Source organism: Bacteroidales bacterium (assembly GCA_018334875.1).
GTDB lineage: Bacteria > Bacteroidota > Bacteroidia > Bacteroidales > UBA12077 > JAGXLC01.
On record JAGXLC010000031.1, the window covers coordinates 1 to 26,282 of the forward strand.

General features: G+C 40.1%; 20 protein-coding genes. 8 read left to right on the forward strand and 12 right to left on the reverse strand.

Annotated elements, in window-relative coordinates:
- A partial coding sequence (locus tag KGY70_04475; GenBank protein MBS3774417.1) for a hypothetical protein occupies positions 1-327 on the forward strand: 327 nt, incomplete at its 5' end.
- A complete protein-coding gene (locus tag KGY70_04480) occupies positions 261-914 on the forward strand; it encodes a T9SS type A sorting domain-containing protein (GenBank protein ID MBS3774418.1) in 654 nt (217 codons plus the stop codon). The genes KGY70_04475 and KGY70_04480, both read left to right, overlap by 67 nt.
- A gap of 293 nt (positions 915-1,207) precedes the next feature.
- Here KGY70_04480 and KGY70_04485 read toward each other — a convergent pair whose 3' ends face one another.
- From KGY70_04485 to KGY70_04495, 3 genes are read right to left on the reverse strand one after another with little or no spacing between them, the layout of a single operon-like run.
- Entirely contained in the window at positions 1,208-1,645 is a 438-nt protein-coding gene (locus KGY70_04485) for a hypothetical protein (protein ID MBS3774419.1), read from the reverse strand.
- 14 nt (positions 1,646-1,659) lie between these two features.
- The gene (locus KGY70_04490) at positions 1,660-2,073 is read right to left on the reverse strand and encodes a helix-turn-helix transcriptional regulator (GenBank protein MBS3774420.1); all 414 of its coding nucleotides are present in this window, start codon (positions 2,071-2,073) and stop codon (positions 1,660-1,662) included.
- Positions 2,066-2,563, reverse strand: coding sequence for a hypothetical protein (locus KGY70_04495; protein MBS3774421.1), 498 nt, complete (start codon positions 2,561-2,563; stop codon positions 2,066-2,068). Before KGY70_04495 ends, KGY70_04490 begins: the two co-directional genes overlap by 8 nt.
- 671 nt (positions 2,564-3,234) lie before the next feature.
- On the opposite strand from KGY70_04495, the gene KGY70_04500 reads away from it, so the two are divergent.
- The 3 genes from KGY70_04500 to KGY70_04510 all read left to right on the forward strand — a co-directional run bounded on the left by KGY70_04500 (position 3,235) and on the right by KGY70_04510 (position 4,593).
- Positions 3,235-3,375 carry a hypothetical protein gene (locus tag KGY70_04500; protein MBS3774422.1) on the forward strand — a complete coding sequence of 47 codons (141 nt, stop codon included), beginning with the start codon at positions 3,235-3,237 and terminating at the stop codon, positions 3,373-3,375.
- A 23-nt stretch (positions 3,376-3,398) separates the two neighbouring features.
- Positions 3,399-3,680, forward strand: coding sequence for a hypothetical protein (locus tag KGY70_04505; GenBank protein MBS3774423.1), 282 nt, complete (start codon positions 3,399-3,401; stop codon positions 3,678-3,680).
- A gap of 304 nt (positions 3,681-3,984) precedes the next feature.
- Positions 3,985-4,593, forward strand: coding sequence for a hypothetical protein (locus KGY70_04510; protein ID MBS3774424.1), 609 nt, complete (start codon positions 3,985-3,987; stop codon positions 4,591-4,593).
- A 610-nt stretch (positions 4,594-5,203) separates the two neighbouring features.
- Here KGY70_04510 and KGY70_04515 read toward each other — a convergent pair.
- The 6 genes from KGY70_04515 to KGY70_04540 all read right to left on the reverse strand — a co-directional run bounded on the left by KGY70_04515 (position 5,204) and on the right by KGY70_04540 (position 17,343).
- Positions 5,204-6,544: a sugar porter family MFS transporter gene (locus KGY70_04515; GenBank protein MBS3774425.1), complete on the reverse strand. Its 1,341-nt coding sequence runs from the start codon at positions 6,542-6,544 to the stop codon at positions 5,204-5,206.
- 165 nt (positions 6,545-6,709) lie between these two features.
- Positions 6,710-7,765 (reverse strand): FIVAR domain-containing protein, encoded by a 1,056-nt coding sequence (locus tag KGY70_04520; GenBank protein ID MBS3774426.1) that lies wholly within the window; start codon positions 7,763-7,765, stop codon positions 6,710-6,712.
- A gap of 28 nt (positions 7,766-7,793) precedes the next feature.
- Positions 7,794-9,275, reverse strand: coding sequence for a RagB/SusD family nutrient uptake outer membrane protein (locus KGY70_04525; protein MBS3774427.1), 1,482 nt, complete (start codon positions 9,273-9,275; stop codon positions 7,794-7,796).
- Positions 9,276-9,294: 19 nt separating this feature from the next.
- A complete protein-coding gene (locus tag KGY70_04530) occupies positions 9,295-12,378 on the reverse strand; it encodes a TonB-dependent receptor (protein MBS3774428.1) in 3,084 nt (1,027 codons plus the stop codon).
- 528 nt (positions 12,379-12,906) lie between these two features.
- A complete protein-coding gene (locus KGY70_04535; protein ID MBS3774429.1) occupies positions 12,907-15,993 on the reverse strand; it encodes a T9SS type A sorting domain-containing protein in 3,087 nt (1,028 codons plus the stop codon).
- 243 nt (positions 15,994-16,236) lie between these two features.
- On the reverse strand, positions 16,237-17,343 hold the full coding sequence (locus KGY70_04540) for a hypothetical protein (GenBank protein ID MBS3774430.1): 1,107 nt from the start codon (positions 17,341-17,343) through the stop codon (positions 16,237-16,239).
- A gap of 439 nt (positions 17,344-17,782) precedes the next feature.
- Here KGY70_04540 and KGY70_04545 point away from each other — a divergent pair, with 439 nt between their 5' ends.
- Both KGY70_04545 and KGY70_04550 read left to right on the forward strand, forming a co-directional pair.
- Positions 17,783-21,832 carry a response regulator gene (locus tag KGY70_04545; protein MBS3774431.1) on the forward strand — a complete coding sequence of 1,350 codons (4,050 nt, stop codon included), beginning with the start codon at positions 17,783-17,785 and terminating at the stop codon, positions 21,830-21,832.
- 443 nt (positions 21,833-22,275) lie between these two features.
- Entirely contained in the window at positions 22,276-23,109 is an 834-nt protein-coding gene (locus tag KGY70_04550) for an NmrA family NAD(P)-binding protein (GenBank protein ID MBS3774432.1), read from the forward strand.
- Between the two features lie 614 nt (positions 23,110-23,723).
- On the opposite strand, the gene KGY70_04555 is transcribed toward KGY70_04550, so the two are convergent.
- Positions 23,724-24,443, reverse strand: coding sequence for a response regulator transcription factor (locus KGY70_04555; GenBank protein MBS3774433.1), 720 nt, complete (start codon positions 24,441-24,443; stop codon positions 23,724-23,726).
- Positions 24,444-25,520 carry a histidine kinase gene (locus KGY70_04560; protein ID MBS3774434.1) on the reverse strand — a complete coding sequence of 359 codons (1,077 nt, stop codon included), beginning with the start codon at positions 25,518-25,520 and terminating at the stop codon, positions 24,444-24,446.
- Positions 25,521-25,733: 213 nt separating this feature from the next.
- Here KGY70_04560 and KGY70_04565 point away from each other — a divergent pair, with 213 nt between their 5' ends.
- On the forward strand, positions 25,734-26,120 hold the full coding sequence (locus KGY70_04565) for a MotA/TolQ/ExbB proton channel family protein (GenBank protein ID MBS3774435.1): 387 nt from the start codon (positions 25,734-25,736) through the stop codon (positions 26,118-26,120).
- Between the two features lie 48 nt (positions 26,121-26,168).
- Here the strand turns inward: KGY70_04565 and KGY70_04570 are convergent.
- Positions 26,169-26,282, reverse strand: a 114-nt coding sequence (locus tag KGY70_04570) for a hypothetical protein (protein MBS3774436.1), incomplete at its 5' end; no start/stop codon positions are given.

Consider the following 26,282-nt stretch of genomic DNA (forward strand, 5'->3'; position numbering starts at 1 on the left):
GCTGATGATGTTGGGCCCTATTCTTATTCCAATGGCATATCAGATGAACTTGGACACGGCAGGTTAAACGCATGCAATGCTTTAATGGAGGCGATCAGGGCATCATATATTTCAGGAAATTCTTTTATTTGTAATACTTTGCCGGTAGAATACTTTGTTGAGAATTTTCCTTCTAATAGTAGTCTTGATATTTCCTGGTCTGTTAATCCATCGAATTTATTTACTAATGATAACGATACAGGCTCTGTATTTACCACTGCATGGAATGGATCAGCAGGAGGCAACGCCACCATAACAGCCACGTTATCCGGGATTTTGTATCCATAGATATCACCAAGAATATTGGATTAGGCAAGCCAGCAGCAGCCGATCTTATCTTCGGCCATGATCTGGGAGTAATGGAAGGCGGTCAGTATGAAGCTTGTGCTACTGCTCCAGGAGCCATTTCATATGACTGGTCCGTGGCAGGGGCTAATATTGTAAGCGGACAGGGAAGCGGATGCATCATTTTTGAAGTTTATTGCAATGATTCTTTACATATGTGGGTGAATGGAGTAAACGCTTGCGGTGAAGGAGCGGGTGACGAAGCCGTCAGAGATATTGAATGCGATGACGGAGGAGGTGGAGGAGGCATGCTGTCCATTACTCCGAACCCTTCTGATGATATGGTTACAGTAACCGTTGATGAGGATTATAGCCTCTCGGGCGAGCCCTCTCAAACCTATGTTCAAACCTCACAAGATCATCCCTATCAATATAATCTGTATGATCTGAATTACCAGTTGATCAGGGAATTCACCACCGATATGCAATCCGTCCAGATTTCAACCAACGATTTGGAAGATGGATTCTATATCTTGCATGTGGTTCAGGGAGAAAAAGTTTATAGGGCTAAAATCGAAGTGCGGCATTAGCCTAGGCACTGTTGTAAAGCATTCCATATTTGTACCTAAAAAAATGCTAAGGCCGGAATTTCAGGCGGCCTTTTTTAAATGTTGTTGAAGGTTCAGCTAAAGGTGTTTAAAAAGTATTGAAAGGTGATGGGGGCCTCTAATATTTGGCACTTAGCTATACACAACTCACAATCAACTATTTTCCGATACAGAAATTAATTAAATATGGTGGACATTCTATATGATAGCACATTATACCAAACACAGATTAAAGGAAAGTGTAAATTTGTTGTAAAAATATTTCGAATCGATATTTACTTTTTCTGTTTTAAAAACTTTTCTGGATCGATAGATGGTAAATATGCTTTATGCAGAAAAGTTCCACTGAAATTAGCAAACATTATACCCCTGGTAGTTGAAATACATTCAGAATTCAGACTTATTAGCATTTCTTTAGGGAGATCAAAAATTTTCTTTTCTTGATTTGCAAATTCTTCCAGGTTTTTTACTTCAAAATTACAAGTTACTTTGACAGAACCTAGAAGTGTTTTTTTGTCTTCATAGAGTACATTAATGGAGGTTATAGCAAATATTATTTTCTTCTCCATGTTAATTTTGTGTTCTATATTAATATTGAAGTGATATTGTTTACTTTCAATTTGAGGTCTGTTCTCATGGTACAGGTGAAAGTCTAATAACTCAATACCTGATAACCTATATTCAGGCTTGCTATATTTTTTTGTATTTGCCATAGAGTGATTAATTATCAATTGTTAATTTCTGAGTTCAAAGAAAAGAAGCTATTTTCTGTTTTTGAAACATTCATTATTGATTCCCAGTCCCCTGCCTCTGAGCTTGCTGAAACTGTATTCTGCTGGATTATAATTGTCTTGGATTCTTCTTTCACATTAAGCAATTGAATGCCTAATGCTTCTTCAAGGTCAGACAGTGAATCTATAGTGAAATTATGGGTGCCGCTTAGATACTTGGAAATCTCTGATGGTTTCTTCCCTAAAGCTTTAGCAAGGTCTTTATTCTTCCAGCCTTTTGCTTTTTTAGCCTCATCGATTCTGGCCGCGAGCATCATTCTTTTCTCAGTTCTTTTGTATTCCTTTTCATCTGTCTCGTCCATTAATTCGTCTATAGCCGGACTTGCGTAATTTTCTGCTTTCTTATTCATAGTCTTCAGATTTAAATTCGAGATTACCCATTAAATCCATATAGTCGTCAGAAAACTCTATTTCGTCTTCTTGCATTCTGTCTTGTATGTCTTTTGCTACTTGTCTTAGAAAATAATTTTCTTCTTTTAGTTTTGAGTCTTCTTGTAATGTTTGTGTTATTTTTTCTCCGCCACCACCTACAATGATCAAGGTCTTTCCATAGCGTATGCAATAAAGTCTTAAATTTTTATCAGGATGATCATATAACGCACAAACTCCATCTCCGGGTTTCCCTTCTTTTAGTTTAAAAAATTGTTCCCTTGCTCCGGTTTTGTTTCCTATTACTTTAATACGTTGAACAATGTCTTTAAGTTCACCTTTAAATGAATTTTTATTTTCATTAATGAATTGATCGAACACTGTTTCCCGTTCGTTAATAAGAAATACAGAGTATACGGAAGCTTCTGTTCCGCTTAATTTTTCTTCTTTTACTAATTTGTAGTGTTCCATTTAAAAGTGCAACAAATATAATTAAAATTTAACTTTTAAGTTAATTTATGTGTGGTTGTTTTTTTCTATCAAAAATAATGGCCATTAATAGAACAAATTTAATAATATTGAATTTGTATAGTGGAATTAAATGAAAGCCAAAAGGAAAAAAAGGATGTAACCTACAGAAATTAAATAAAATATATTAACAAATATATGTTAATTACTAGCTCATAACCATGAAAGAATCAATTAATAAACAATATTGGCTCAATGTATGTGGTTGATAATTAGGATTAATGCCTCCAAGTTGCTAAATATCAGTTAATATACCAAAAAGATATTAACGAAAAGAGTTTTAGTTGTTGAAAACTAATTGTGAATCACGTTTTTATAATTGTTATTTTTGTTGTTGAGAATAATTATAAATAATATGATTGTTGATTTTAAACTAAAAGAAGGTATGAAGTAATAAAACAAAAAAGCGAATGAAGGTGGCCGCCAACATTCGCTCATATTTGGGGATATTATTTTGTGTGTGACTTGTCTGGGCTGCTTCACCCAGTTTTATCCCTTATTCTTTTACAAATATAGGACAATTATTTGTAGAGTCAAAATATGTTTTAACTGGCAGCTGGGTCTATGAACCGGAACCCACCGAATAATCCGGCAAAAACATAAATTATTAAATTATGTATAGAACTGGAGAAAAACCTGGAAAAGGTAGATATCAATGTACAAAATGTGGCCATATTATCCGATTGGATGATGATTCAGACACATTACCTCCATGTCCGGTATGTGAGAATACAACATGGAATAAATTGAGTTAATTAATAAAAAAATAATATAAAATATGAATTTTAGAGTAACAGAAGTTATTGACGGAGAATCATTTGAGGTTAGTCCCAATTGGAGTTTTAATAGTGAAAATGGCTCTACAGTTAGAGCCAATGGCTATAATACGCCTGAAGAAGGTCAACCTGGATATATAGAAGCTAGGGAAAAACTGAGAAATCTTATTGAAGGTAATACAGTTGAATTAAGAAATAAAATTAAACTCACATATGGGCGCTTATTATGTGATGTTTATTTTAATGGTAAGAATCTAAAAAGTTATTTCAGAGAATATCAGTAAGGTTCGTTAGTTTTGACAATTAGAAAAGGCTAGCTATTTTAGTTAGCCTTTTTCGTATAAAATGATCTTCCTTTCTATTTGATTATTTTTTTTTAATTTGATATAGACTTAAAACATAAAATGGATCAATATCAATACATTTATCTTATTATTAAAATTTTGTTAGTTTGTTTTGTTAACAAAATATATCAGTAAGCTTTCTTTACATTTATAAGAACTTTTTTCACATAAATGAATATATTTTGATTTTTCTGTTGATTTCTGGTATCTTTGGAATTAATCCCTTATAAATAAATGCTATACTATGAAATCGAAAAAATTTTTAAAGGGAAAAATAATCACGCTTTTATGTTTATTTGTCTTTTTATTGTTTCACCTTAAATCTAATTCTCAAGAATGTCCATTGAATTTTGATTATTCATTTCCTGTTTTTTCTCTTATTCATGTGGAAAATGGCAAGCTGGTTGAATATAATTCTTTTGATACTACTTATCACTATATTCATCATAAATATTGGGAATACCGTGATAGAAAATCAGAAATGAATGGTATTCAAAAAATTCATTGTCAAACCAAATTAATTAAACTTCTTGATGATTTCAGGGAGAAATATCAATCATATTTTCCAAATCAGAATGATACAATTATATCTCCAAAAATAGGTATGGTAGAACTTGGTTTAACGATATTAAGAATAGAGTCCTTTTGTGATAGAGGATATTCAAAAATAATGATTGATAATAGAGGTGCTATAAAAGATTTTACAGAAGTTTTAAAAATTATAAAAAAAGAAAAACATCAGGGATGGGAAGGATGTGATGAAAGCACAATATATAAAATTAGAGGATTGCTTTATCATGAAATAGGCAATAACAAAGCTGCCGTCAAACCCATAATAACCATAAGCGTGTAGCGCTTAATGCCTGTTTTATCAAAAAAGCCCCCTATCCAGGGCAAGGTTAAAGCGCTTCCTATAGTAGCAACAGCATAAATGGATCCAAATTCTGCATTGCTGATACTGAGAAACTCTTCAATGGAAGGTACATATAGAGAAAGCAAGAAAGTCTGACCAAAACTTGAAAAAAAAGTTAACACCAGACCAAAAGCCAATAAACTAAAGTTGTTTTTAAAAAATGTCCTGACTCTGCTATTCAATGAAAATATATTTTTATGATACGTAAGTCCATTGTTATTCCGGCTTGATATAAAACCGTCACAAAGTATGTGAAATTAGGCATGCGAAAATATTAAAATTATCAGAAGGAACAGAATTATTCTCGATTAATTCGGGTTAGATCACATTTGCAAGATTAAAAAGCTTACAAGAATAGTAAATAGAACGGTAAAACTTCTTTTCGACTGGAACGATGTAATTTATTCAAATCCTCTTCGGTAATTTCTGCAGGCCAACTACCCCCATTCTGTCTGTTTACTCTTTAAAGGTTAAACATTCTTAACCTTTCACCGATTAGGACAATTGATTAGTATATCCCCGCCGGCGAATGATCTTTAGGTGGGTGGTATTACAATCCAAATTCATTCTGTATCTCTTCCAGTGATTTTCCTTTTGTTTCAGGGAAAAACTTGTATACAACAACAAATTGTATTACCATAATTACAGTGAAAATCAAGAAAGCCAAACCTGTTGAAGTGGTATTCCCTATTTCTGCAAAAACCGGGAATATCCAGGAAACAATAGCAGCACCTATCCAGTGGGTAAAACTTCCAAGCGCCTGCCCTTTTGCACGAACTCTATTAGGAAATATTTCAGAAATATAAACCCAGATAACTGTCCCCTGAGAAAGAGCAAAAAAAGCAATGAAACCGATCAGCCCAATTAAGACAATAGATCCGGGTTCTGAAGCTACCATAAAATCAAGGGAAACCATCAACAGAGTAATTGTTAACCCTGCTGCACCCAGCAGCAATAATTTTTTCCGGCCGAACCTGTCAATGATATTAATGGCTATAATTGTAAATATCATGTTTGTAAGACCAATGGCAACCGATTGCAATAGTGCTGATTCTCTGGCCACTCCAGCAACTTCAAAAATTCTGGGGGCATAATACATAATAGCATTAATACCGGAAAACTGGTTGAAGAATGCGATAAGGATGGCCAGCATGATTGGAAACTTCAATTTTTTTGTAAACAACCTGGTTGTATGGATATGTTGATCAGCATAAATGGAATCTTCAATGATTTTAACCTGCTCATCAAGATTTTTAACATTAAAATGTTTTAGGATCTCTCTGGCTTTGTCCGATTTATTTTTCAGGATCAACCAGCGTGGAGTAGCTGGTACACCAAACAGGAACGTGAAGAATAGAATTGCCGGTACAGCTTCTACTCCAAACATCCATCTCCAGGCATCTTGTTCAACCAGTAAAGAAATGATATAATTTGAAACATAAGCCAACAGGATACCAATTACAATATTGAGCTGGAACATGGCTACGAGCTTACCCCGCTTTTCTGCAGGGGCTATTTCTGCAATGTACATAGGACCAATAACAGAGGAAGCTCCTACCCCAATTCCTCCAAGGAATCTATAAATCATAAAAGGAATCCATAAATTGGATAATGCACTGCCTAAAGCTGAAATAAAATATAAAGAAGCAACGAGTAACAAAGCATTTTTACGACCCAATTTGTCGGCTGGTTTCCCCGCCGATAATGAGCCAATAACCGTTCCAATAAGAGCTATGGAGACAGTGAAACCATGCCAAAACCCGTTTAAACTCCAAAATTCCTGGATTGATTTTTCTGCTCCTGAGATTACTGCTGTATCAAAACCAAATAGAAAACCGCCAAGGGCCGCAATATAAGCGCTTCTTAACAACAATTTGCTTGCTTTACTCATAATATTCTATTTAACCCTTTTGTATTTTTTTTATATCAATACTAAAAGCCTACTAATCAATATTCTATAAAAACACATTATCAACAAATATACAAAAGGGGCTGCCGGAAAGGCAGCCCTTTGATGAATTAATCCTAAAAAACCTCTAAATGCAATCCATCATCACTATTCAGGCTTTTCCTGGTCGTAAATACTGGAAATCTGTGATTCGGTCAGGATTGTATTGTAAAACCTGATTTCATCCAGTTTGCCATGTAAATAGCCACCCCAGGCCAGTGGAATTTCTGTATTTTCATCAAAATTATCGGTAGAAGAAGAATACTTATCACAGTCTACACCAAATACCAGATCGTTACCGGAAACTGTTTTCATGGTACCCGGTACATCTTCCCATTTTTGAGTTTCCGTACCGTTTATGTAGAAGACCATGTTGCCATCGCCAACCGTAACTGCAAGATGATACCATTGCTCGGTCTCAAGCGCAGGGTCGGTATCCTTGTCGTAAATGCCGTCTGTGGTAGCGGCGGTGAAAAAGGCTTTATTGGCCGATTGTAGCTGGAATTTGTAGCCATTCCAGGAGTGCAGGCCTATAAAGCGGTTGTTTTCAAGCACTTCGCTTGCGTATACCCAAAGGGCAATGGTCATTTGATCCGGGTTAATGGCCGGGTTGTAAGGCACTTTAATGCGGCTTCCTTCGTTAAAATAAAGGGCCTGGCCTTCATCACCGTAGCGGTCTGTTGTCCATTCGGGTTTGCCTCCATTCCAGCCGTCGGGGGCTTCAAGCAATTCGCCGTCAAGCCCGTTCTCTGAATAATCCTTGGCAGTAGAACCACTTCCTTCATCAAAAGTCCAGTGCCCTGAAAGAGCATCCGGAGCAATAGGTGTTATCTCTTTACTGAGATAATCCTCAATAGCTTTTTCGAGGGCAACAGTTGCATTATCTACTTCTGATTGTGTAGCATCTTCATTGTCATAAACTACCTGGGCATTTTCCAGGGTATTCTTCAGCTCATCTTTGGCACCGCGCTGGTACTGCCCTTCTGCAGTTCCTTCGGTGGTGTTGTCAAGCAAAGTTTGGGCTGAGTCAATCATTTGTTTAAGATTTTCCTTGTCTACAGTTACTTCTTCAGTTTGATCTTCAGAACAACTAATAGAGACAGCAAACATTCCAACAATTAGTGCAAGAATGATTGCGCGTGTGTTTAATTTAAATAATTCCATAATAATATGATTTTAGGGGTTTGAAAATTTATAAAGCATTATTTGCATCACGTTCACTTTGTGGTATTGGGAAATAGCGATCTTCAGCATATATGAAGCCTTTATTTGAAAGAGCAGCCTCAGCAGCTTCTGCTCCGTAGCGCATAAGATCAAAGTATCGGTGAAATTCCATCGCCAGTTCAACCCGCCTTTCATGCCTGATGACATCCCTGAGAGTTTGCTGGTTGGTAACGGTTATATCGGATAAAAGTCCCTGGGGTACACTGCCGTATCCCGACAAGGTGTTGTCGTATAGATAACATTCCCTTGCTCTTTTTCTTATTTTATTCAAAGGCTCAAGTGCATCAGCAGATCGATCTTCTTCATTAAGTGCCTCGGCTTTCATCAAGAGTATCTCGGCATAGCGCATGTAGGTGTAATTCAGACCTGCATCTCCTTTGGTTCCGGCGCTCACCTCTTCAAGGGGCTGAGCATGCTTTTTGGTCAAAAAACCCGTAGGTGACCACGCCGGGTCAAAATCCTCGCCATTGAGCCATTGACCACCCTCCCTTCCGATTGAATAATCCAGCCGAGGATCTGCAATCCCTTCATTGGTCACCTCGTATGCATTAACGAGGTCTTCTGTTGGAGTATTAAAATAATATCCGTTTTCTTTCTTTGGGCTGAACCATTGGTTGAGATAGCTTCCCTCATAAGGAGTTTCTCCTTTATTGTGCTGAAATTCAATTATGGACTCATCATTGTTATCATAGGCCAATTCAAAATTGTGACGGTAAACGTCAAGTAATTCATACACCTTCAGGTCCTGAACCTGATTGGTTGTTGTAATAACCTTCTGCCATTTCTCCTGAAACATGTAGACTTTGGCCAGTAAGCCCAGGGCAGCCCCTTGGGTAGCACGTCCCTTTTCCGTACCGCCGTACTGTTTGGGCAACACTTTGGCTGCGTCCTCCAGGTCCTTTTCTATTTGGGAATAAATTTCCTCCACATCTGAAAGGGGTACATGAAGGGCTTCGGAGGTAAGTGCTGGTTTGGTCTTCAGGGGAATGCCCCCATAGATATTGACAAGATGGAAGTAATAATAGGCCCGTAGAAATTTGGCCTCGCCTACAAGGCGATTGCGAAGATCATCGTTCATATTTATTTTTGGCACGTTCAGAATCACTTGGTTGGCGCGGGTTATGCCTTCGTAATAATGTTGCCAGATGAATTCCACAAAGCCGTTGTCAGGAGTCACGCTGAAATTGTCAATAAACTCAATTTCACTCTGATCTCCCGGATTACCACCTTTTATGGCGTCATCGGAGGCTACATCGCCAAATACCCATAGGCAGTTGTTTATTTCCCGGAAAGAAGCGGGGACATAAGTGGTATTCACCGCAGTAATGGCCTGCTCAGGCGTTTCGTAAAATGTCTTGCTGGAATATACGCCCTGCAAATCTTCGTCCAGGAAATCTTCGCAGGATATAAAAACAGGAAGAAGGACAAGTGCTATAAGTATTTGTTTGATTTTACGCATAATGTCTGATTTAAAATGTAATTTGCAAACCTATATTGTACCCTATGGCCGAGGGGTAAGTTGCCCAGTCGATATTGGCAGCCCGGTCGCCCTCACCTTCTGAATTGTCGCTAACCGTCATTTCGGGATCAAGACCGGGGTAATCCGTAATAGTAAATAAATTCTTGCCTGAAAGATAGATGCGTGCTTTCTGCATCGAGAGCTTTTTAAGCAGCGATTCTGAGAGACTGTATCCAATTTGTAAGGATTTCAGTCTGGTATAAGAACCATCTTCCAAAAAGCGGGTGGATGGCCTGGTGTTATTGGCCTTGGCATCCCAGGAAGCACGGGGCTGGGTATTGCTTGTTCCTTCTCCTGTCCAGCGGTTATTGTAATAGCGCATGGTTAGGTTGAAGGGACGGTAGAAGCCCTCGATGTCGGTAGCTACCTGGTAATAAATTTCCTGACCATAAGCACCCTGAATGAAAACCTGGATATCAAAATTCCTGTATTTAGCTTGCAGGTTAAGTCCGGCTGTATAATCCGGAATACCACTTCCAACATGAGTACGGTCATCCGCATTGATTACCCCGTCGCCGTTCTGATCCTTGTACATAACATCTCCAGGCTTAATATCCTCACCCTGATAAGCATGGGTAATGATGTCGGATTCATTTTGGTAAATGCCAATCATTTCATACAAATAAAACGAGCCAATGGGATACCCTTCTTCGGTTTTAGTGGCATAAACGCCATTATCAATACGCCCGCTTAAAATCGGTGATTTAAGTTTGGTTACTTCGTTGTTCAGGAATGCAAAATTTCCGGATATCCTGTAGAAAAAGTCACCGATTTTATTTTTATAACCTGTCTGCAGTTCCAACCCGGTATTTTTCACCTGGCCGCTGTTAACCCAGGCAGGATCTGCATATCCGGCTGAAGTGGGTATAGACTCCCTGGTAAGCATGTCTTTTGTGTACTTTTGGTAATAATTCACCGTTAAGTCGATGCGGTTATCGAATAGTAAAATATCGGTTCCAATATCATATTGATTACTTGTTTCCCAATGCACATCATCATTTCCAAGAACCGTCATCGCATAACCATTTTGCGAGACACCTCCAAAAGAATAATTGAACCCCGGGTTGATCTGGTCGGAATAAGCGTAGTAGCCAATATTTTGATTTCCAATAAAGCCTATTCCTCCCCTGATTTTCAATTGCGATATAAATTCTGCATCTTTCAGGAAGTTTTCCTTATCGAGGCGCCAGCCAATGGATGAAGAGTAAAACGTACCCCATCTTTTACCTTCAGCCAGTCTGGAAGAGCCATCCTCCCGTATGGTTGCTGAAAGAAGGTATTTACCGTTGTAGTTATAGTCGGCGCGTGCAAAAAACGAAAGCAAAGCGCTGCCAAATTTATCTTCGGAGGTACCAATACTTCCCTGACCATTACCTAAGTAAACCACATCCGGATCCTGGTCTTTAAAATCATGCTCAGTAGTGGACTTGTTATACCAGGATTCTTTAATTGCCTCGGATCCTACCGTAGCGGTAATGTTGTGATTATCACCTATCGTGATGCTATAATTGAGCACGTTGTTCCAGGTCCAGCTGTTGAACTGCTCATCAGCGGCGGTTAGCGAATTCGGGTTGTTTATACGGTTATTGGTACCCCAGGTTTTATTAAATCTGCGACGGTTACTTGTGCTGTAATCTATTCCCAGGCGGGAGGTATACGTAAAATTTTCCCAGAAGGATAACTTTGTGAATACATTCCCAAACAAGCGGTAAGTATGCCTGATATTCGAAAAATTTTCAAGCAATCCCACGGGGTTGTATCCATCCCCAAAAAATTCGGGATGCTCTGGTAAGTCCACAAAATTCCCCTCTTCATCGTAAACCGGTATGGCCGGTGTACGGAAGAACGCGTAACGTACTGAGCTGCCTCCGTTACCACCATAGCCGTCCCCTGAGGCGCCCTGAATATTTTTCGTTCCTGCCGATGCATTGATGTTGGTACCGATTTCAAGGCCGCTTAACGGCTTGGAAGTAACGCTTAATTTGCCGGCAAAGCGCTCATAACCGCTGTTTAAAAGTATTCCTTCCTGATTGAAATAATTGCCGGAAACTACGTATTGGGTTTTTTGATCCCCTCCGTTTACGCTCAGGTGATATTTTTGCTGAAGGGCATTACGAAAAATACGGTCGAGATGGTTAATATCCGGCAACGATTGTGCAAGCTCGTCACTAATCAGGTTTCTTTTCAGTAAATCCATTTCCACGTCGGCATTGTCGTTACGTGCCGCTTCGTTATAAACTTCAATGTACTGGTCTTTATTCGTCATGTCCGTTAGCGGGCCATGCATCTGTACCCCGCTAAATAATTTAAATTCTATCTGTGCTTCTCCTTTATTTCCTTCTTTTGTAGTAATCAAAACCACCCCGTTATTGGCCCTTGAACCGTAAATAGCTGTAGAAGAAGCATCTTTCAGGATACTTATCGATTTGATATCGTCGGGGGATAGCGTACTAAGGGCATTCTTGGTTGGAATGCCGTCCACGATGTAAAGCGGTTCATTGTCGCTGTGAATCGAGCCGATACCCCGAATACGGACATCCACCTCACCTCCGGGATGGCCTGTGGCCTGTGATACACGCACGCCGGAAGCCAGACCCTGCAAGCCCTCATCTATCCTATCTACCTGTAACTGTCCAAAGTCTTCCATGTTGACTGAAGAAACAGAACCTGTCAGATCGGCCTTTTTTTTCGTTCCATAGCCAACAACCACAAGTTCTTCCAGTTGTTGAACACTCTCCTCCATGACGATATCAAAATACCTCTTGTCGCCAATGGTGATTTCCTGTGTTTTATATCCTACAAAAGATACCACAAATATATTTACCCCTTCTGGTTTTTCAGGGAGCTCAAAATTTCCATTTAAATCTGTACTCGTGCCTTTTTGGGTACCCTTGTATATAACATTCACTCCAGGCAATGGTTTGCCTGCCTCGTCTTTAACGGTGCCTTTAATCGGCCCTGACTGCCCCCAGGTGTTAAAACAGATCAACAATAAAAGAAGGCCCGTTAATAAACTTTTAACTTTAATATTCAAATGGTTTGTAATCCGTTTTAAGGTAAACATGTGTATAAAATTGAAGATTGAGGGTTAATAATTCTTTTTCTCAGGATCAGGTATGTCTTGTTAGTTCCAATTATAAGAGCACCTGCAGACATACTAAGTCTGAAAATCCCGAAAGAAATAGGCTCCCTTTTGTTTTTTTAATCTACTAAATAAAAAATTACATCATTTTTTTAATTGTTAAGCCAAACACGGCTACGAAAATTTTGTCCTTTTTATCCACTGAAATCGTCTCCGTTCAAATAAACAATTTCTTTTGTTTTTATATTAACAACAATACATAAACACATTTAATTATTAATATGTTCGCAGCCAGATTACTGCTGAACTATATCTGGGTTTTACATACAAGATAATTCATATCTCTTTTCATTGTGTTTACAATAGTACATTATGTGTATAGTATATTGCATGTTTGAAATTCTCTGATGTGAAAGAGGTAAAAGAGAACAAATACCATTGCGTCTTCTTGTGCATTTAAGAGGATGCTAAAACCTAAACTTATGGATGGTGGATAATGATTTTATAAGTTTGGCTGAATTGTTCGGTTTTTAGATTTAATAAATACAATCCCGAGGGGAAAATGGCAGTATCCAGCAGTATATGCTCACCTGATTTCCAGTGTCCGGTTTGTATAACCCTGCCTTCTATGGTAATTACTGAATAAAACAAAGGGGCTAATGTAGGAATATTTGCAGATATATGAAGGATTTTATCCGCTGGCTGGGGATAAATGCTTATTTTGGGTTCCTGCAAAGGACCTTTTTGTACAGAAGTAATTTCATTATTGTAAATGGTTTTAATGGCGGAAGGAGGTAATGCGTGATCATAAACCACGATCTCATCCAGGTAACCATGAAAATGGTAATCCTGGTCCGGGCGGGCTTTGCCGATGGTCATATCCAGAGTACTGGGATTCAAAGCGCCGCTAAATGCTGTAAAGTTGTTTAGCCTTCCGTTCAAGTATAATTCCATCTCTTCACCTGTATACACTGCAGTAAAATGATGCCATTGCTCTTTTTCCAAAGGTGTTTCCATATCCAGGTCCAATATCCCATTTGTTGTATTGATGGTACTGCGGAGGTATGGGGGGTTGTAAGATATTTTCCAGCGATTTTCCCAACTTCCATGCGAAACGAGATAGGTTTCATTGTATTCCTGTTGCAAGGGATAAAACCAACCTGCCACAGTCAGTTCTTCACTGAATTTCAAGGAGGAATCATTGGTTATGCGGATATAGGATGATGTACCGTTCAGGCTTGCTGCCGCTTGAGGGTTCCCAAGACTATCAGCAACCAGGGTAATACTGTTTGCTGTTGTTTCCTGCTGATACTGGCTGTGATCGCGGGTATCTCCATTAAAAGGAAGTAAGAGTACGGGCTCACCCATTTCCATATCGCTTAACCGGCGTACCATTACCAACAGGCTATCGGTGGTACTGCCATCCACATCAGAAACAGTGCAGCTTAAAGTATAATTGCCTTCCTGTTCTGGTGCCTGCCAGTTAGCAGTGCTTCCATCGCTTGTCAACTGGCCGTGTTCACTTTCCCAGTGAAAAGAAAGCACATCCCCGTTTTTTTCAAATACGTTGCAAACCAATGAAGTGGTTCCGCCCAAATCCATTTTACGCGGATCAGCACGGATACTTTTGATTTCAGGGATATACGGAATTTTTTCGAGCACTTCCAACTCAAGCCAGGCGGTATCAGATTTACCATTAGCCGTTACTACACAGCGGTAATTGATGTTTACGGCTTCATCCGGCGCTTTGTCAGCAAGTATGGAATTTCCCTGAATTTCATTTCCATCTCGTTGCCAGCTATAAGTTAGCGAGTGCCCTTCAGGATCAGTTGCAGTGCAGTACAAATAAAGGGAATCGTTTTTTTCCACAGGATTTTTCAGAGCTTTCAGGGCTTTTATCCGGGGCGGCCGGTCGTTGATTTCTTCGCCGTTTGCAAAATCAATGCATATATTGTTAACGAATGTTTTTGTGCCCTTTTGTTTCAATTCGGCATCCGGCGGCAAATATACCAGCATCCGTGCCTTCCCCGCAGGAATACTGAGGGAGGTTTCCCCTGAAACATCATTAAGAATGATTTGATTTTCAAGGGCATCATAAACATCTACAATGCTATCTGTAACAATGGTAATGCTCGTATCTTGCTGATACGGATTCCGTATCAGGCAGGCAGGGAAGGAACGTGAATAGAAATCCGTACTGGTTAAGTTTATCCGCAGAATGTGCTCTACATCTGTTTTTTCCACTAAACTACCGAGATAACCTACATGAGATGAACTGTAAAGGGAGAGGTTGGTGGGAGCCCATCCGCCATTCACTGCGTCGCCTGTAGCTACGGGGCTTTTACCGTTCAGGCTCTCCCGCATCGACTCGTGTGCGATGCAGCTATCCTGGGTGTTAGTAAGGACCCATTCTTCGTTATCCTGATGGTCAGCAGGTAAAAAACCCGGGTAAAAATAGGCAGAAGCATTAGTCAGGTTGAGCATCCATTTGGCAATAGCATTGGCATACTGTTCCTGGTAACGTACCATCGGCACTAATGCTGCTGCTTGCTGAATGCCGTTCATCAGGAAAGCATAGTCATTTCCTTCGTCGTAAGCTTCGCCTCTTAGTCCGGAACATTCGTAGTTGCCCCATTGGCCAATGATAATGCCCCAGCCTCTGAGACTTCCCTGGTTAAAACACCAGTTTACCATTTTATCCACATCATAGTTGGTGCCTGCTTCTGCATTCATACGTGCTGCGGTATATGTACCATAAGCAAATTGCAGTTCATAAACCGGATTTTGCTCTCGGTTGTTCAAAAATTCAAACGCCCATTCGGCTCCGGTCAAGTATTTTTTATTGCCTGTTTCCATATAGGCATGATAAAGAATCCACGCAATTGCTCCTGAGGCAGCAGGTTGCTTTACCCCACTTTCCAGCGGCGCCATTTGTTTAAAATCCCAGGCGCGGTAGTTCATATAAGGTACCTGCCAGGGAGTAGCGTTTGCACCCATGGCCTTTACCGCTTCAAGCCAACGGTCGGCAACTTTGGTGAACTGTTCAGCAAAATGCCCGGTTTCGGGATAAAGATCGTTCAACTGGTAAAAGAAAACATTGGGCATGGTTTCGTACCACCAATCGTTGCCGCTGCTTCCGGAGTATTGATTCAAATAGATATTTTCTCCGTTGGCCCGGTTGAAGAAATCCCCGGCCATGAGCACCCAATTCTGACCGAATTGATCTGATTTGTCAATACCGTTGAGCGAGGCCCCTATCAGTGCAGGCAAGTAATTGATCGCTTCTGCAACTTCCTGCGGATTTTGTCCAACATAAGAGGCAATACCAATATGCGGATGGTCGTAGTTTATCCCGGATTCATCAATTACCGTTAATGGCAGGTATTCTCCGGTCAATGAAGTATCAAAAACCAGCGAATCATAACTATGGGCCACTTTGCTCCAATTACGAATATTATAAGGTTCCGGCCTGTCAGGCATTTGCCCGATGCGGTCAGGAATAATTTGCTGAGCCTCAATCAAAATGGGCATTAAAAGGATCGTAGCAATGAGGTATACCGTTTTCATACTAAATTTTTTATAACATAAGATATTAATTTTTTTGTAGGTACCTGTGTTTATTTCCGCCTAAGTTGAGCGGTTTGAACAGCCTGTCCCATGTACGGAGTATTGGGAAGGTGAAAACCTTCCAACTTTTTTCCCCGACACTTCGTGTATGGGGCAATTTGGGTTCTTTATATACCAAAAATATGAGAAAATCCGCCCAGGAGGGATGCCCGGGCGGATGGTATGGTATATCAATACGAAGCATTATTTTTCAGGTTCCCAGAAAACTACGCCAACATTTGAGTCGGCGGTGCCGTAATAAATAAACCATTTATCTTTAAAGGGAACCAATCCTTCAATAAAAGTAGTCCCGCTGGGGTATTGCCCAGATTTTTCGAATTCTTCCTCAGGTTGAATGAAAGGTTTATCGATACGGGCTTTCAGTTTAGCAGGATTTTTAACTGAATAAAGCGCCTGTCCTCCTGTATAGGTACTGTCAGGCACTGAAGGATCGCCGTTTACGGCGCTGTTTCCTGCGTTATACATTACCAGGATACCCTGGTCGGTGAGTATAGCAGGCGGACCTGCCTCTACCAGCCATGAATCAAAATATCCTTCACGGGGCTGCAGGACGGGCTTAAGACTGCCATCTTCATTTACTATAGGTTCCCAGTCTGTCAGATTCTCGGAGGTGGCAAGATAGATTTTCGGTACCCCCCAGTACATCCAGTATTTCCCAGCTAGCTTTTGCGCAATCAGATGATTGCCTTCCCTTTTGGTTACTATCGCACCTGATTTTGTGTGCATGCTGTTAAACTTGCCTTCATAGGCATCTTCAAAAGCAGGTCCGTGTTTTGTCCAGTTTTCCAGGTCTTTTGATGTAGCTACGGCTAAACGGGGTGTTTTATGATTCCACTGGGTATAAGTCATTACATAAGTTCCCTCCCCGGTTTCCACTATACGTGGATCTTCAGTCCCACCCGGCCATTCGTATTGCTTTTGGTTGTCGTCTTCCGGATAAAACACGGGTTCTTTTAATCGCTTAAAATCCAGCCCATTATCTGAAACAGCCATACCCAGCCGGGATGTATGACCGCCTATTTTCATCTCACCCGTCAGGTCTTCTGCCCTGTAAAGTACATGTACCTGGTTGTCTTTTACAACTGCCGCAGGGTTAAACGTAGCCATGGATTCCCAGTACAGCATACTGTCGCGCATGGGACAATGAAAATAGGATTGGCTATCAGGGGCGATGATAGGATTAACTCCTTCTGGTCTAACAAAGGGACCAAAAGTCCAGTTTTTGGTTTGAGAATCTGTTAATACAAAAATAATTAACAGTGCAACAGGCAACAATGCAATTCGCTTCATCTTTTTTGGTTTTTAATTGATAAATTAAGAATACTTAGCTGATAAACATGAGTTTATGCATAGTTGCGTATGCGGAAAGATTACAGTGGACAGGACAAAATTTGGACTTAATTATACAAATCTACAACTTTTTTTTATGAAGGTCAACCTGCATTATTCATAAATTTTTTAAATATGAATAAAATGCAGAGCCTGTACCGCAAGGCAGTATTAACGGGAGAAAAAATTGAATAACCGAACTGTTTAAATCTTGCTCCTGAAAACTTTGTTGCCGCCGGTTTTTTCCTACCCGGAAATTGGTAAAATCAACAATTTTTTTTATATTACGTATTAGAGATTACAGTTGCTCGTCACTATATTATAAACCATGGGCCATAAACCGCTTTTACATATTTGCTTTATATTTCTTTTCATACAGGGTTATGGACAAAACTGGCGAATGGACAGGATCGGGAATGCTGACGGCTTGTCCAACAGCGCAGTTACCACCGTTTATATGGATTCAGAGGATTTTATCTGGCTGGGTACGTGGGATGGTCTGAACCGCTATGACGGGAGTAACATCAAGGTATTCAAACCGGAAGCATTTAAAGAGGGGAGCATAAGTAACAATATTATTCGCAACATTCTGGAGGACAAACAACAAAATTTATGGATTGTTACGGAAGACGGGGTAAACTTATACAATGACAGCAGCGAAACATTTCGTACTTATTTAACCACCGATTCATCAGAAAAATATATGGAGAATCGCTATCATGCTTTCCTTGATCCGGATTCCTCCGTATGGTGCAATAAATATGGGGATGGTATTCGCTCATTTAATTACAGCAGTGGCAACTTTTCGGAACCGATAAGGGTAAAAGGGCATCCCGGATTTCTTCAAAAGGTGAAGGGGGCATGGTTTGTTGATAACCTCCTGTGGATACTTAAAAGCAACGGAACCCTCTACGGCCTTAGCCAAAATGAATACTGGCGCATTGAACTCAGGATTCATTTGCCTGATTCGATTAAATACGATTACGAGCATCATTGGTTCTTCAGGCAAATGGAAGCACCCCTTTTTTTTATTGCCACTCAGCAAGGTGGACTTCTAAGCCTGGATTTAAACAGCGAAAATTACAGGAGCTACAATGTCGACACTACGGTCTTTCGTATTACTTCGCTCTCAAAAAGTAAAAATGGCAATTACTTGTGGGGGGGCACTGATGGCGGACATATTTTTAAGTTTCATCCGAACAGGAAACGTCCTTTTCAACTTGTACACAAACCCCTTAAGCAACTTCGCAACAAGCAATTAAAAATCTGGACAATTGTGGAAACTGACCCTGATTTGTTATGGATAGGTACAGACGGCGATGGTGTTTACAAGTACATCATGAAGGATAATCATTTCCATTCAGTCGGCAAAGGACCACTAAACAAAGGGCAGATCAGCCATAATGTGGTACGTGCAATCTATGAAGATTCAACAGGGAATCTGTGGGTTGGTACACGGGGGGACGGCCTTAATTTTATCAATAAGCAGTCGGGAACTACAACGGTATACAATACCCGACGGGGCCTTACGAATAATGCCGTATTATCGCTTGAAGAGGATAAATATGGAAATATCTGGATGGGCCTGGATGGGGAAGGCATGGATATGTATGAAAGATCTACCGGAAATATCCTTCACTTTCCTGAAGATTTTACCAACAACCGTCCATTAGATATCGGTCTGGTTTATGCGATCATGGAAGGACGACAAGGCGATTTGTGGATAGGTACCAGTGGATACGGGCTGTTTCGTTTGTCTGTAAAAAAAACAGGCAACGGGCAGTACAGACTGCAAAATTACAGCCGCTATCATACCGGTATGAAGGAAGGCGCTGTGTTGCAAAGCAATATTATTTATTCTGTGGTTGAAACTAAACCGGGTGTAATATGGTTTGGAACACGGGGTGCAGGATTGTACCGGTTGCAAAAGGAAACGGGAAAGCTAAAAGCATTTCAGAACAATCCGGGTAACCGCAATTCGCTTAACAACAACGATGTATTAAGTTTATGGAAAGGCAGTGAGAATGTACTTTGGATTGGCACCAGTGGCGGCCTTAACCGCCTTGAGCTAAAAAACAATACCCATCGTTTTACCCACTATATCGAACCTGATATGCCCAACAATACCATCCATTCTATTTTAGGAGACAGTGATGGATATATTTGGCTGAGTACCAATAATGGCCTTGTAAAACTGAATCCTTCTGACAGCACGGTGCGCACTTTTTACAAATCGGATGGTTTGCAGAATAATGAATTTACCGACGGTACTGCATGTGTTGGCCAACATTCAGGCATGTTCTACTTTGGGGGGGTAGATGGCTTTGATAAATTTTACCCGGATTCTGTCCGGGATTCGGATTATTCCCCGCGCCTGGCTATTACTGATTTTAAGTTACTGGTCCCCGGTGAAACCGGAATTACATTCCCCAAAGGGAATATTGATATGCATGAAAATATCGAATTACAGTATAACCAAAATTATTTTAAAATAGCATTTACTACTTTAAACTATCATAACAAGCAAAAATGCAGGTATGCTTATTCATTGCAGAATGCCGAAAAGGAGAAAATAATTAAAGGAAAGGGCAATGAAGCCACTTTTACAAATCTCCAACCAGGAAAATATAAATTCAGAATAAAATGGACAAATGAAGATGGTATATGGAACCAACACGCCCGCACGTTAGGGATTATCATACATCCTCCTTTCTGGAAAACTTCTTGGGCTTATGCTGTTTATGGAATCCTGATAATCGGAATGCTGATCTTGTTTGCCTATATCATCAAGCGTAGAATGCAAATTCGCCATAATCTCAAAATGGAACGCATGAAAATGCAAAAGATCGAGGAAATGAACCAATATAAGCTCCGCTTCTTTACAAATATCGCGCATGAATTTCGTACACCGCTTACTCTTATTATGGCACCGGCAGCTAAGATCATGGAGCATAAAAATAAATATCCGGCGCTTATGCCTTATTTGCATTCTATATACAGCAATGCAACCCGTTTATTACATCTTATAAGCGAATTAATCGACTTCAGGAAAGTGGAGACCGGCCATTTTAAATTAAAAGTAAAATACGATAACTTTTCGGCTTTTCTTAAAAGCCTTACAGATGCTTTTGAACATTATGCACAGGAAAAATCTGTCACAATTACTTTTGACACCCCCCGGGAAGCGGCAATGGGCTGGTTTGATGCACACATCATGGAGAAGGTTTTTCTGAACTTGATTTCCAACGCCATTAAGTATTCTTATAAGCATGGCTCGGTTATCGTTCGCCTGGATTTTCAGGGTCATTATGCCCGTGTTTCCGTATCTGACAAAGGAGAGGGAATCGAAGAGGCATATCAGGAAAAAATCTTTAACCGGTTTTATCATCAAAAACATCCGGAAAGGCATGAGGAGGAAATGGCTGATAGTTCAGGGGTGGGTCTCTCGCTCACCAAAAGCCTGGTAGAACTCCATAAAGGGACTATAAAACTGCAAAGCGCTAAAAATCAAGGGTCAACATTTTCTGTAGTTTTTCCTTTTTCAGAAACCTTTTACACGGAAGATGAAAAAACCGGGGATACGGTAATTGATGAGCTTCAACTGCATAAACATGCCAGCGAGAAATTTATTGCTTCCGACTATGTCGATTTCAACACTTCAATGCCGGCTTCTGATGATGAACAAAAGGAGACCGTTCTGGTAGTAGATGATAATGAAAAAATACTTAATTTGATAGCAGACATCCTGCAACCGGATTATGCCGTATTAAAAGCCCTTAATGGTACCAAAGCTTTGGATATCATGAATTCGCAAGAAGTAAACATAGTGATTAGCGATATTATTATGGACGAAATGGATGGGCTTACACTCACAGAAAAAATTAAAGAAGATTGGAGAACATGCCATATTCCGGTAATTTTACTGACAGCCAAAGGTGAACTGGAAAACCGCATCCAAGGAATTGCTTCGGGTGCAGATAGTTACATCCCCAAACCTTTTGATCCGAGGCACCTCAAAGTAAGAGTCAGGAAACTTATTGAAGGACGCAATAAGATAAGAGAAACATTTCAATCGACCACCCCATCCATGCAGCCACCCTTAAATCAATTGCATGACACGGATGCACGTATTGTAAAGGCCCTTTATGAATATGTAGAACAGCATATTGAGGATGAGAACCTGAATGCTGATAACCTGGCCATGCATCTTAACATGGGGAGAACCCTACTTTATCTTAAAGTGAAGGCGCTTACAGGGTTTACCCCGCATGGTTTCATTAAAAACCTAAGGATAAAAAAAGCCGCTGATTTGTTGCTTAATTCAGACCTTAATGTATCGGAAATTATCTACAAAACAGGCTTTAAAAACCGTACGTATTTTTATCGTTCCTTTAAAGAATTGTTTGGTACCTCTCCCCTGGAATATATCAGCCAGATTAATCAAGAATGATAAAAGCCTCAAAAAGAATAATATTTCCCCGGTAAAAAGGCAAACACCCTGCGGTTATTTATCCGGAGCCGTCCAGGCCAGGTTAGGGTGGATGGTTGCAAGCGGTTTTTGAATACTTTCAGGGCGGGTCAATTAAAAAACTATAGGCAGCCTGTATACGCCATGCGAGTTTGGAAAGGACATCGATTTTCCAGGTCGGCACACTGAGGAAGCAGCGTTCAAAAGATTGCCAGGACTGGAAAAGAGAAATATCCGCTATTGCCCAGAATTTAATGAACCACCTGGTACAGTCTGTCCCGATTATTCCATCGGGAAGAACCGTAAACCGGGTGGCCCCGGGACACCGAGAAGGATAGCCTCTTCATTTGAACTATAAATTTTCCCGCTTGTTTTATCAATTTAATAGAAATTATTCATACCTAAAATGTAAAAACGAAATGGATATGACTAAATCTAAAATTTTAGTGACGGCATCAACAGGAAATATTGGTTTACCCCTGTCAAAAGCTTTGCATGAGAAAGGGATTCCATTTACGGCTGCAACAAGAGATGCTGAAAAAGCATTTGAGAAGTTCGGGTTCGAAACCGAAACTATACCCCTCGATTTTAAAGATCGGACGGGGTTTTCCGAAGCTCTCAAAGGTGTTGAAACCCTGTTTTTGTGTGGTCCTTCAGCAACCCCGGGTGCTGAAAAATTATTAATCCCTCTGGTGGAGAAAGCCATTGATTATGGGGTGGAAAATTTTGTTTTTATTGCATCTTACCCCAACATTATGAGCATCATTGAAAATAGCGGCAGAGCCTACACCTTTTTGCGCGGTAACTTCTTCATGCAGAATTTTGAAATGTATCAAAAGGAAGATATCCGGGATCAGCACCAAATCTTTCTGCCAACGGGAAAAGGGAAAGCTCCATTTTTAGACACCCATGATATTGGCAAGGTTGCGGCTGAAGTAATTGAGAATTTATCTAAATTCAACAAAGAAACCATATACCTCACAGGCCCGGAGGCTATGGACCTTCATAAGGCTGCTGATATTTTTTCAGATGTTCTGGACAAGGATATTGTATACAAAGAGCCGGATGATAAAGCTTACAGGATGGAAATGGAGAAGCGTGGATTCTCAAAAGATTATATCGATGCTATGATCGCCGTTTTTGGAAAAATCAAAAAAGGAGAGGTTTCTCAGACATCGGATAGTATTGAGAAGATATTAGGCAGAAAGCCAGCATCGCTCAAAAATTATATTGAGAGGAATAAGTCGATTTTCATATAAAATGCTCATATCAGCGGATTTCAACCTGGGGGTCACAGGCAATCAGTTCATTTAAGCGTAGCCAATGAAAACCGAGTATTTTTATGTAATAAGTGTGAAAAATAGATATAAATGGCCTGTCAACATCCTTTGAAACAGCAGGGGGATGACGGGTGGAAGCGTGTTCGCATTAAAACCGGCAAAAGCAACCGTAGCCGACCAGGCCACGATAGGGAAAGCCGGCGATGGGTGGTGGCAGGCGGTGAATTTGGAACGGTCGGTTGATGAGTACCGGTAGAGGATGTCTAAAAAGTAAAAAAATGTGTTCACGTAAAGAACGCTGACGAAACGGTCGCAAAGTATTATGGTTCATCAAATTAAACTTTGGTCCTTGCGAAAATCTTTGCAGACCTTTGCGTGGAATACATTAAAGCATCTTTTTAGACATCCTCCTGTTCTCATGGGTTAAAGCCGTGTGTGTTGCTATTGTTATGAGATTAGCACCCCGATTTGTCGGGGGTGAAGAAGCCACCCTATACCTTTATTAGTCCGCTTTTAGTGGGATTTTTCATATGTTAATTATAAAAAAGATAGATCGTTTTTGACACTATGATCTCAGCACCCGGGGTAAATCATCACCCTTTCTCAAGTCTTCTCAGGGCATATTCTTTATAATTCCGTCCGATGGTGAAGTTCATATCGCCGATCTCTATGTATGAAGCCGTAAAGACATCTACTTTGTTCAGGTTGATGATGTAGGAGCGGTGAATACGAATAAAATCGCTTCCGGGCAGTTCTTTTTCTATTCCTGATAACCTTTCGTAGCAAATGATGGATGTCTCCGTGGTGTGCACCTTGATATAGTTATCGAGGCTTTCGATGTATAAGATATCATCCAGAGAAATTTTATGATTTTTCTTGTCTGCCTTCAGAACAATGTACGCCTTTTTTTTGTCCTGGGGAGTTTGAGGTTGATTCACCTTTTGTTGCATGCTGGCAAAAAACTTATTCATAGCTTTCAAAAAGCGTTCGAAAGAGATGGGTTTTACCAGGTAATCCAGGGCATCCAATTCAAAAGCATCGACAGCAAAATTCCGGTAGGCCGTTGTGAAAATGACTTTTGGAGGAAAATGCAGGGATTTGAGAAATTCCACACCTGAAATGCCGGGCATGTTAATATCCAGGAAAAGCAGGTCAATGTCTTCTTTGTTCAGGACCTCAATGGCATCCAACGCTTTTGTGAAGCCTTGCAGGCATTCCACATTACTAAAGTTCTCCAGGTGATCCCGGATCACTTTGATTGCAATGGGTTCATCGTCAATAATTATGCACTTGTATGTTTTGTTTTCAGACATTTAGCTATATGTTATTTCCAGGTGAACCGAGTAGGTTTGATTTTGCTGTTCAATATTCAGCTTGTATTTGTCTTTATATAAGAGATTAAGCCTCTCCCTGCTGTTTTTTAAACCGATGCCTTTGTTTTCCTGGTTCAGGTAGGGATCGGATGATGACTCTGATGCATTGTTTGAGACACGAAAAATAAGTTTTTCTTCATCGGTTTTTAATTCGATATGGATCGCATTATTTTCGGTATTCCGAAAGCCATGTTTGAAGGCGTTTTCAACAAAGGGAAACAGAATAAGCGGTGCTATTTTAACCTTCCCTGGATTTTCAGGAAAATCAAACCGAACATTAAAATCCTCATCGTGCCTCAGTCGTTCCAGTTCAATGTAATTTTGGATGAACTGTATTTCTTCAGTGAGTTCAATTTCATTCTTATTGCATTCATAAAGCATGTAATCAAGAAGATCGGAAAGCTTTATGATTACTTCTCTCGAGGCTTTTGTATCTTCCTTAACCAGTCCATATAAGTTGTTCAGCATATTAAACAGGAAATGGGGGTGAAGCTGTCCCTGTAACAGTTGGAGATGTACCTCTTTCAGTTTCTCTTCTGTTTCCTGTTTTTGCATTTCTACTTTTTGTTTTTCCAGCATTCTGCTGTATGATTCGCTAATGAAATGGATCACCGCGGCAAGAATCACGACCAGGTAGTTCCCGGATATGAGTATAAGAAGGTCTTCCCTTGTTGGCGTCACGGCCTCGGGCAGGTAATTCAAGCTGTAGAGAAGAATGAGAATAATGGATAAGGTAATAAGCCACAGGGTGAGTATGAACACAGCAAAAAGAGAATAGATGAATAGTTTTATTTTGCCCTGGAAAAGCAGTTTGGGGATCAAATAATTGTTCACTGCCATGGATATCAAATAGCTGGTAATGATCAGCAGCCCTACCAGCGCCAATCTTATCTGAACGTCATAATTCCTGTTGCTGAAGATAAAAAACATCAAAAAGGCAGCAACCATCCAATAGATCGTGTGCCCAATCCAGTTGTTTTTAACAGTCAGTAAGGTGTTGATATTCTGTTTCTCCATTAGAATCAAAGATAAAATGAATTCTTCAAAGTGTTCTATGTTTTCGGGAATTTTATGTGAAGAACATCTTTTGCACCCTAAACGGATATTTTTCAGCTGAGAGGCGATTATTTGTTATCTGGGATGGAAGATTGTATATTGACCTAAAAAATTTTTCAGGTTCATGAATAAGAGCTAATATTGATTGTATTATGAACCAAAAAATTTATTGTTATGGTGTTTAAACATTTTTATGAAGGCGGACCGGGTTTTATGTCACTCGTTTATCTTATGTGGATTGTGGTTATAATAATGACTGTGCGCATTATTTACGATCTTGTAAAGAAAAAGAAGACAATCGGTAAACTGAAGAAAGAGAATGAGGTTATTCTTTTCACAGGAAGTTTTGCCTTCCTTTTGGGGGTGCTGGGACAAGTTATCGGTTTATTTCAAGCCTTGGGGGTCATGGAGACGATGAAGGATATTTCGTCTTCCATGCTGGCGGGAGGTCTTCGCGTTTCGTTCATCGCCCCTCTTTATGGTCTTGCGCTGTTCGTTATTTCAGGTCTTCTCTGGTTTGTATTCAGACAGATAATCTGGAACAAGGCACGGAAGGAATAAAGGAAAAACAGATCTGTTCTTTAGAGACAAGGCAATGTCTTGTCTCTGCTATTTCCCGATACAGAAATTGGCGAAGATGTTGCCCAGGATCTCGTCGGTGGTAATCTCGCCGGTGATCTCGCCCAAATAATGCAGCACCTGCCGCACGTCCATGGCAAAGAG

Bases quoted from the DNA above. Each gene is read 5' to 3' on its own strand.
- KGY70_04480 (MBS3774418.1), top strand. From the start codon at position 261: ATGGAATGGATCAGCAGGAGGCAACGCCACCATAACAGCCACGTTATC.
- KGY70_04485 (MBS3774419.1), bottom strand. From the start codon at position 1,645: ATGGCAAATACAAAAAAATATAGCAAGCCTGAATATAGGTTATCAGGT.
- KGY70_04490 (MBS3774420.1), bottom strand. From the start codon at position 2,073: ATGAATAAGAAAGCAGAAAATTACGCAAGTCCGGCTATAGACGAATTA.
- KGY70_04495 (MBS3774421.1), bottom strand. From the start codon at position 2,563: ATGGAACACTACAAATTAGTAAAAGAAGAAAAATTAAGCGGAACAGAA.
- KGY70_04500 (MBS3774422.1), top strand. From the start codon at position 3,235: ATGTATAGAACTGGAGAAAAACCTGGAAAAGGTAGATATCAATGTACA.
- KGY70_04505 (MBS3774423.1), top strand. From the start codon at position 3,399: ATGAATTTTAGAGTAACAGAAGTTATTGACGGAGAATCATTTGAGGTT.
- KGY70_04510 (MBS3774424.1), top strand. From the start codon at position 3,985: ATGAAATCGAAAAAATTTTTAAAGGGAAAAATAATCACGCTTTTATGT.
- KGY70_04515 (MBS3774425.1), bottom strand. From the start codon at position 6,544: ATGAGTAAAGCAAGCAAATTGTTGTTAAGAAGCGCTTATATTGCGGCC.
- KGY70_04520 (MBS3774426.1), bottom strand. From the start codon at position 7,765: ATGGAATTATTTAAATTAAACACACGCGCAATCATTCTTGCACTAATT.
- KGY70_04535 (MBS3774429.1), bottom strand. From the start codon at position 15,993: ATGAAAACGGTATACCTCATTGCTACGATCCTTTTAATGCCCATTTTG.
- KGY70_04540 (MBS3774430.1), bottom strand. From the start codon at position 17,343: ATGAAGCGAATTGCATTGTTGCCTGTTGCACTGTTAATTATTTTTGTA.
- KGY70_04545 (MBS3774431.1), top strand. From the start codon at position 17,783: ATGGACAGGATCGGGAATGCTGACGGCTTGTCCAACAGCGCAGTTACC.
- KGY70_04550 (MBS3774432.1), top strand. From the start codon at position 22,276: ATGACTAAATCTAAAATTTTAGTGACGGCATCAACAGGAAATATTGGT.
- KGY70_04555 (MBS3774433.1), bottom strand. From the start codon at position 24,443: ATGTCTGAAAACAAAACATACAAGTGCATAATTATTGACGATGAACCC.
- KGY70_04560 (MBS3774434.1), bottom strand. From the start codon at position 25,520: ATGGAGAAACAGAATATCAACACCTTACTGACTGTTAAAAACAACTGG.
- KGY70_04565 (MBS3774435.1), top strand. From the start codon at position 25,734: ATGGTGTTTAAACATTTTTATGAAGGCGGACCGGGTTTTATGTCACTC.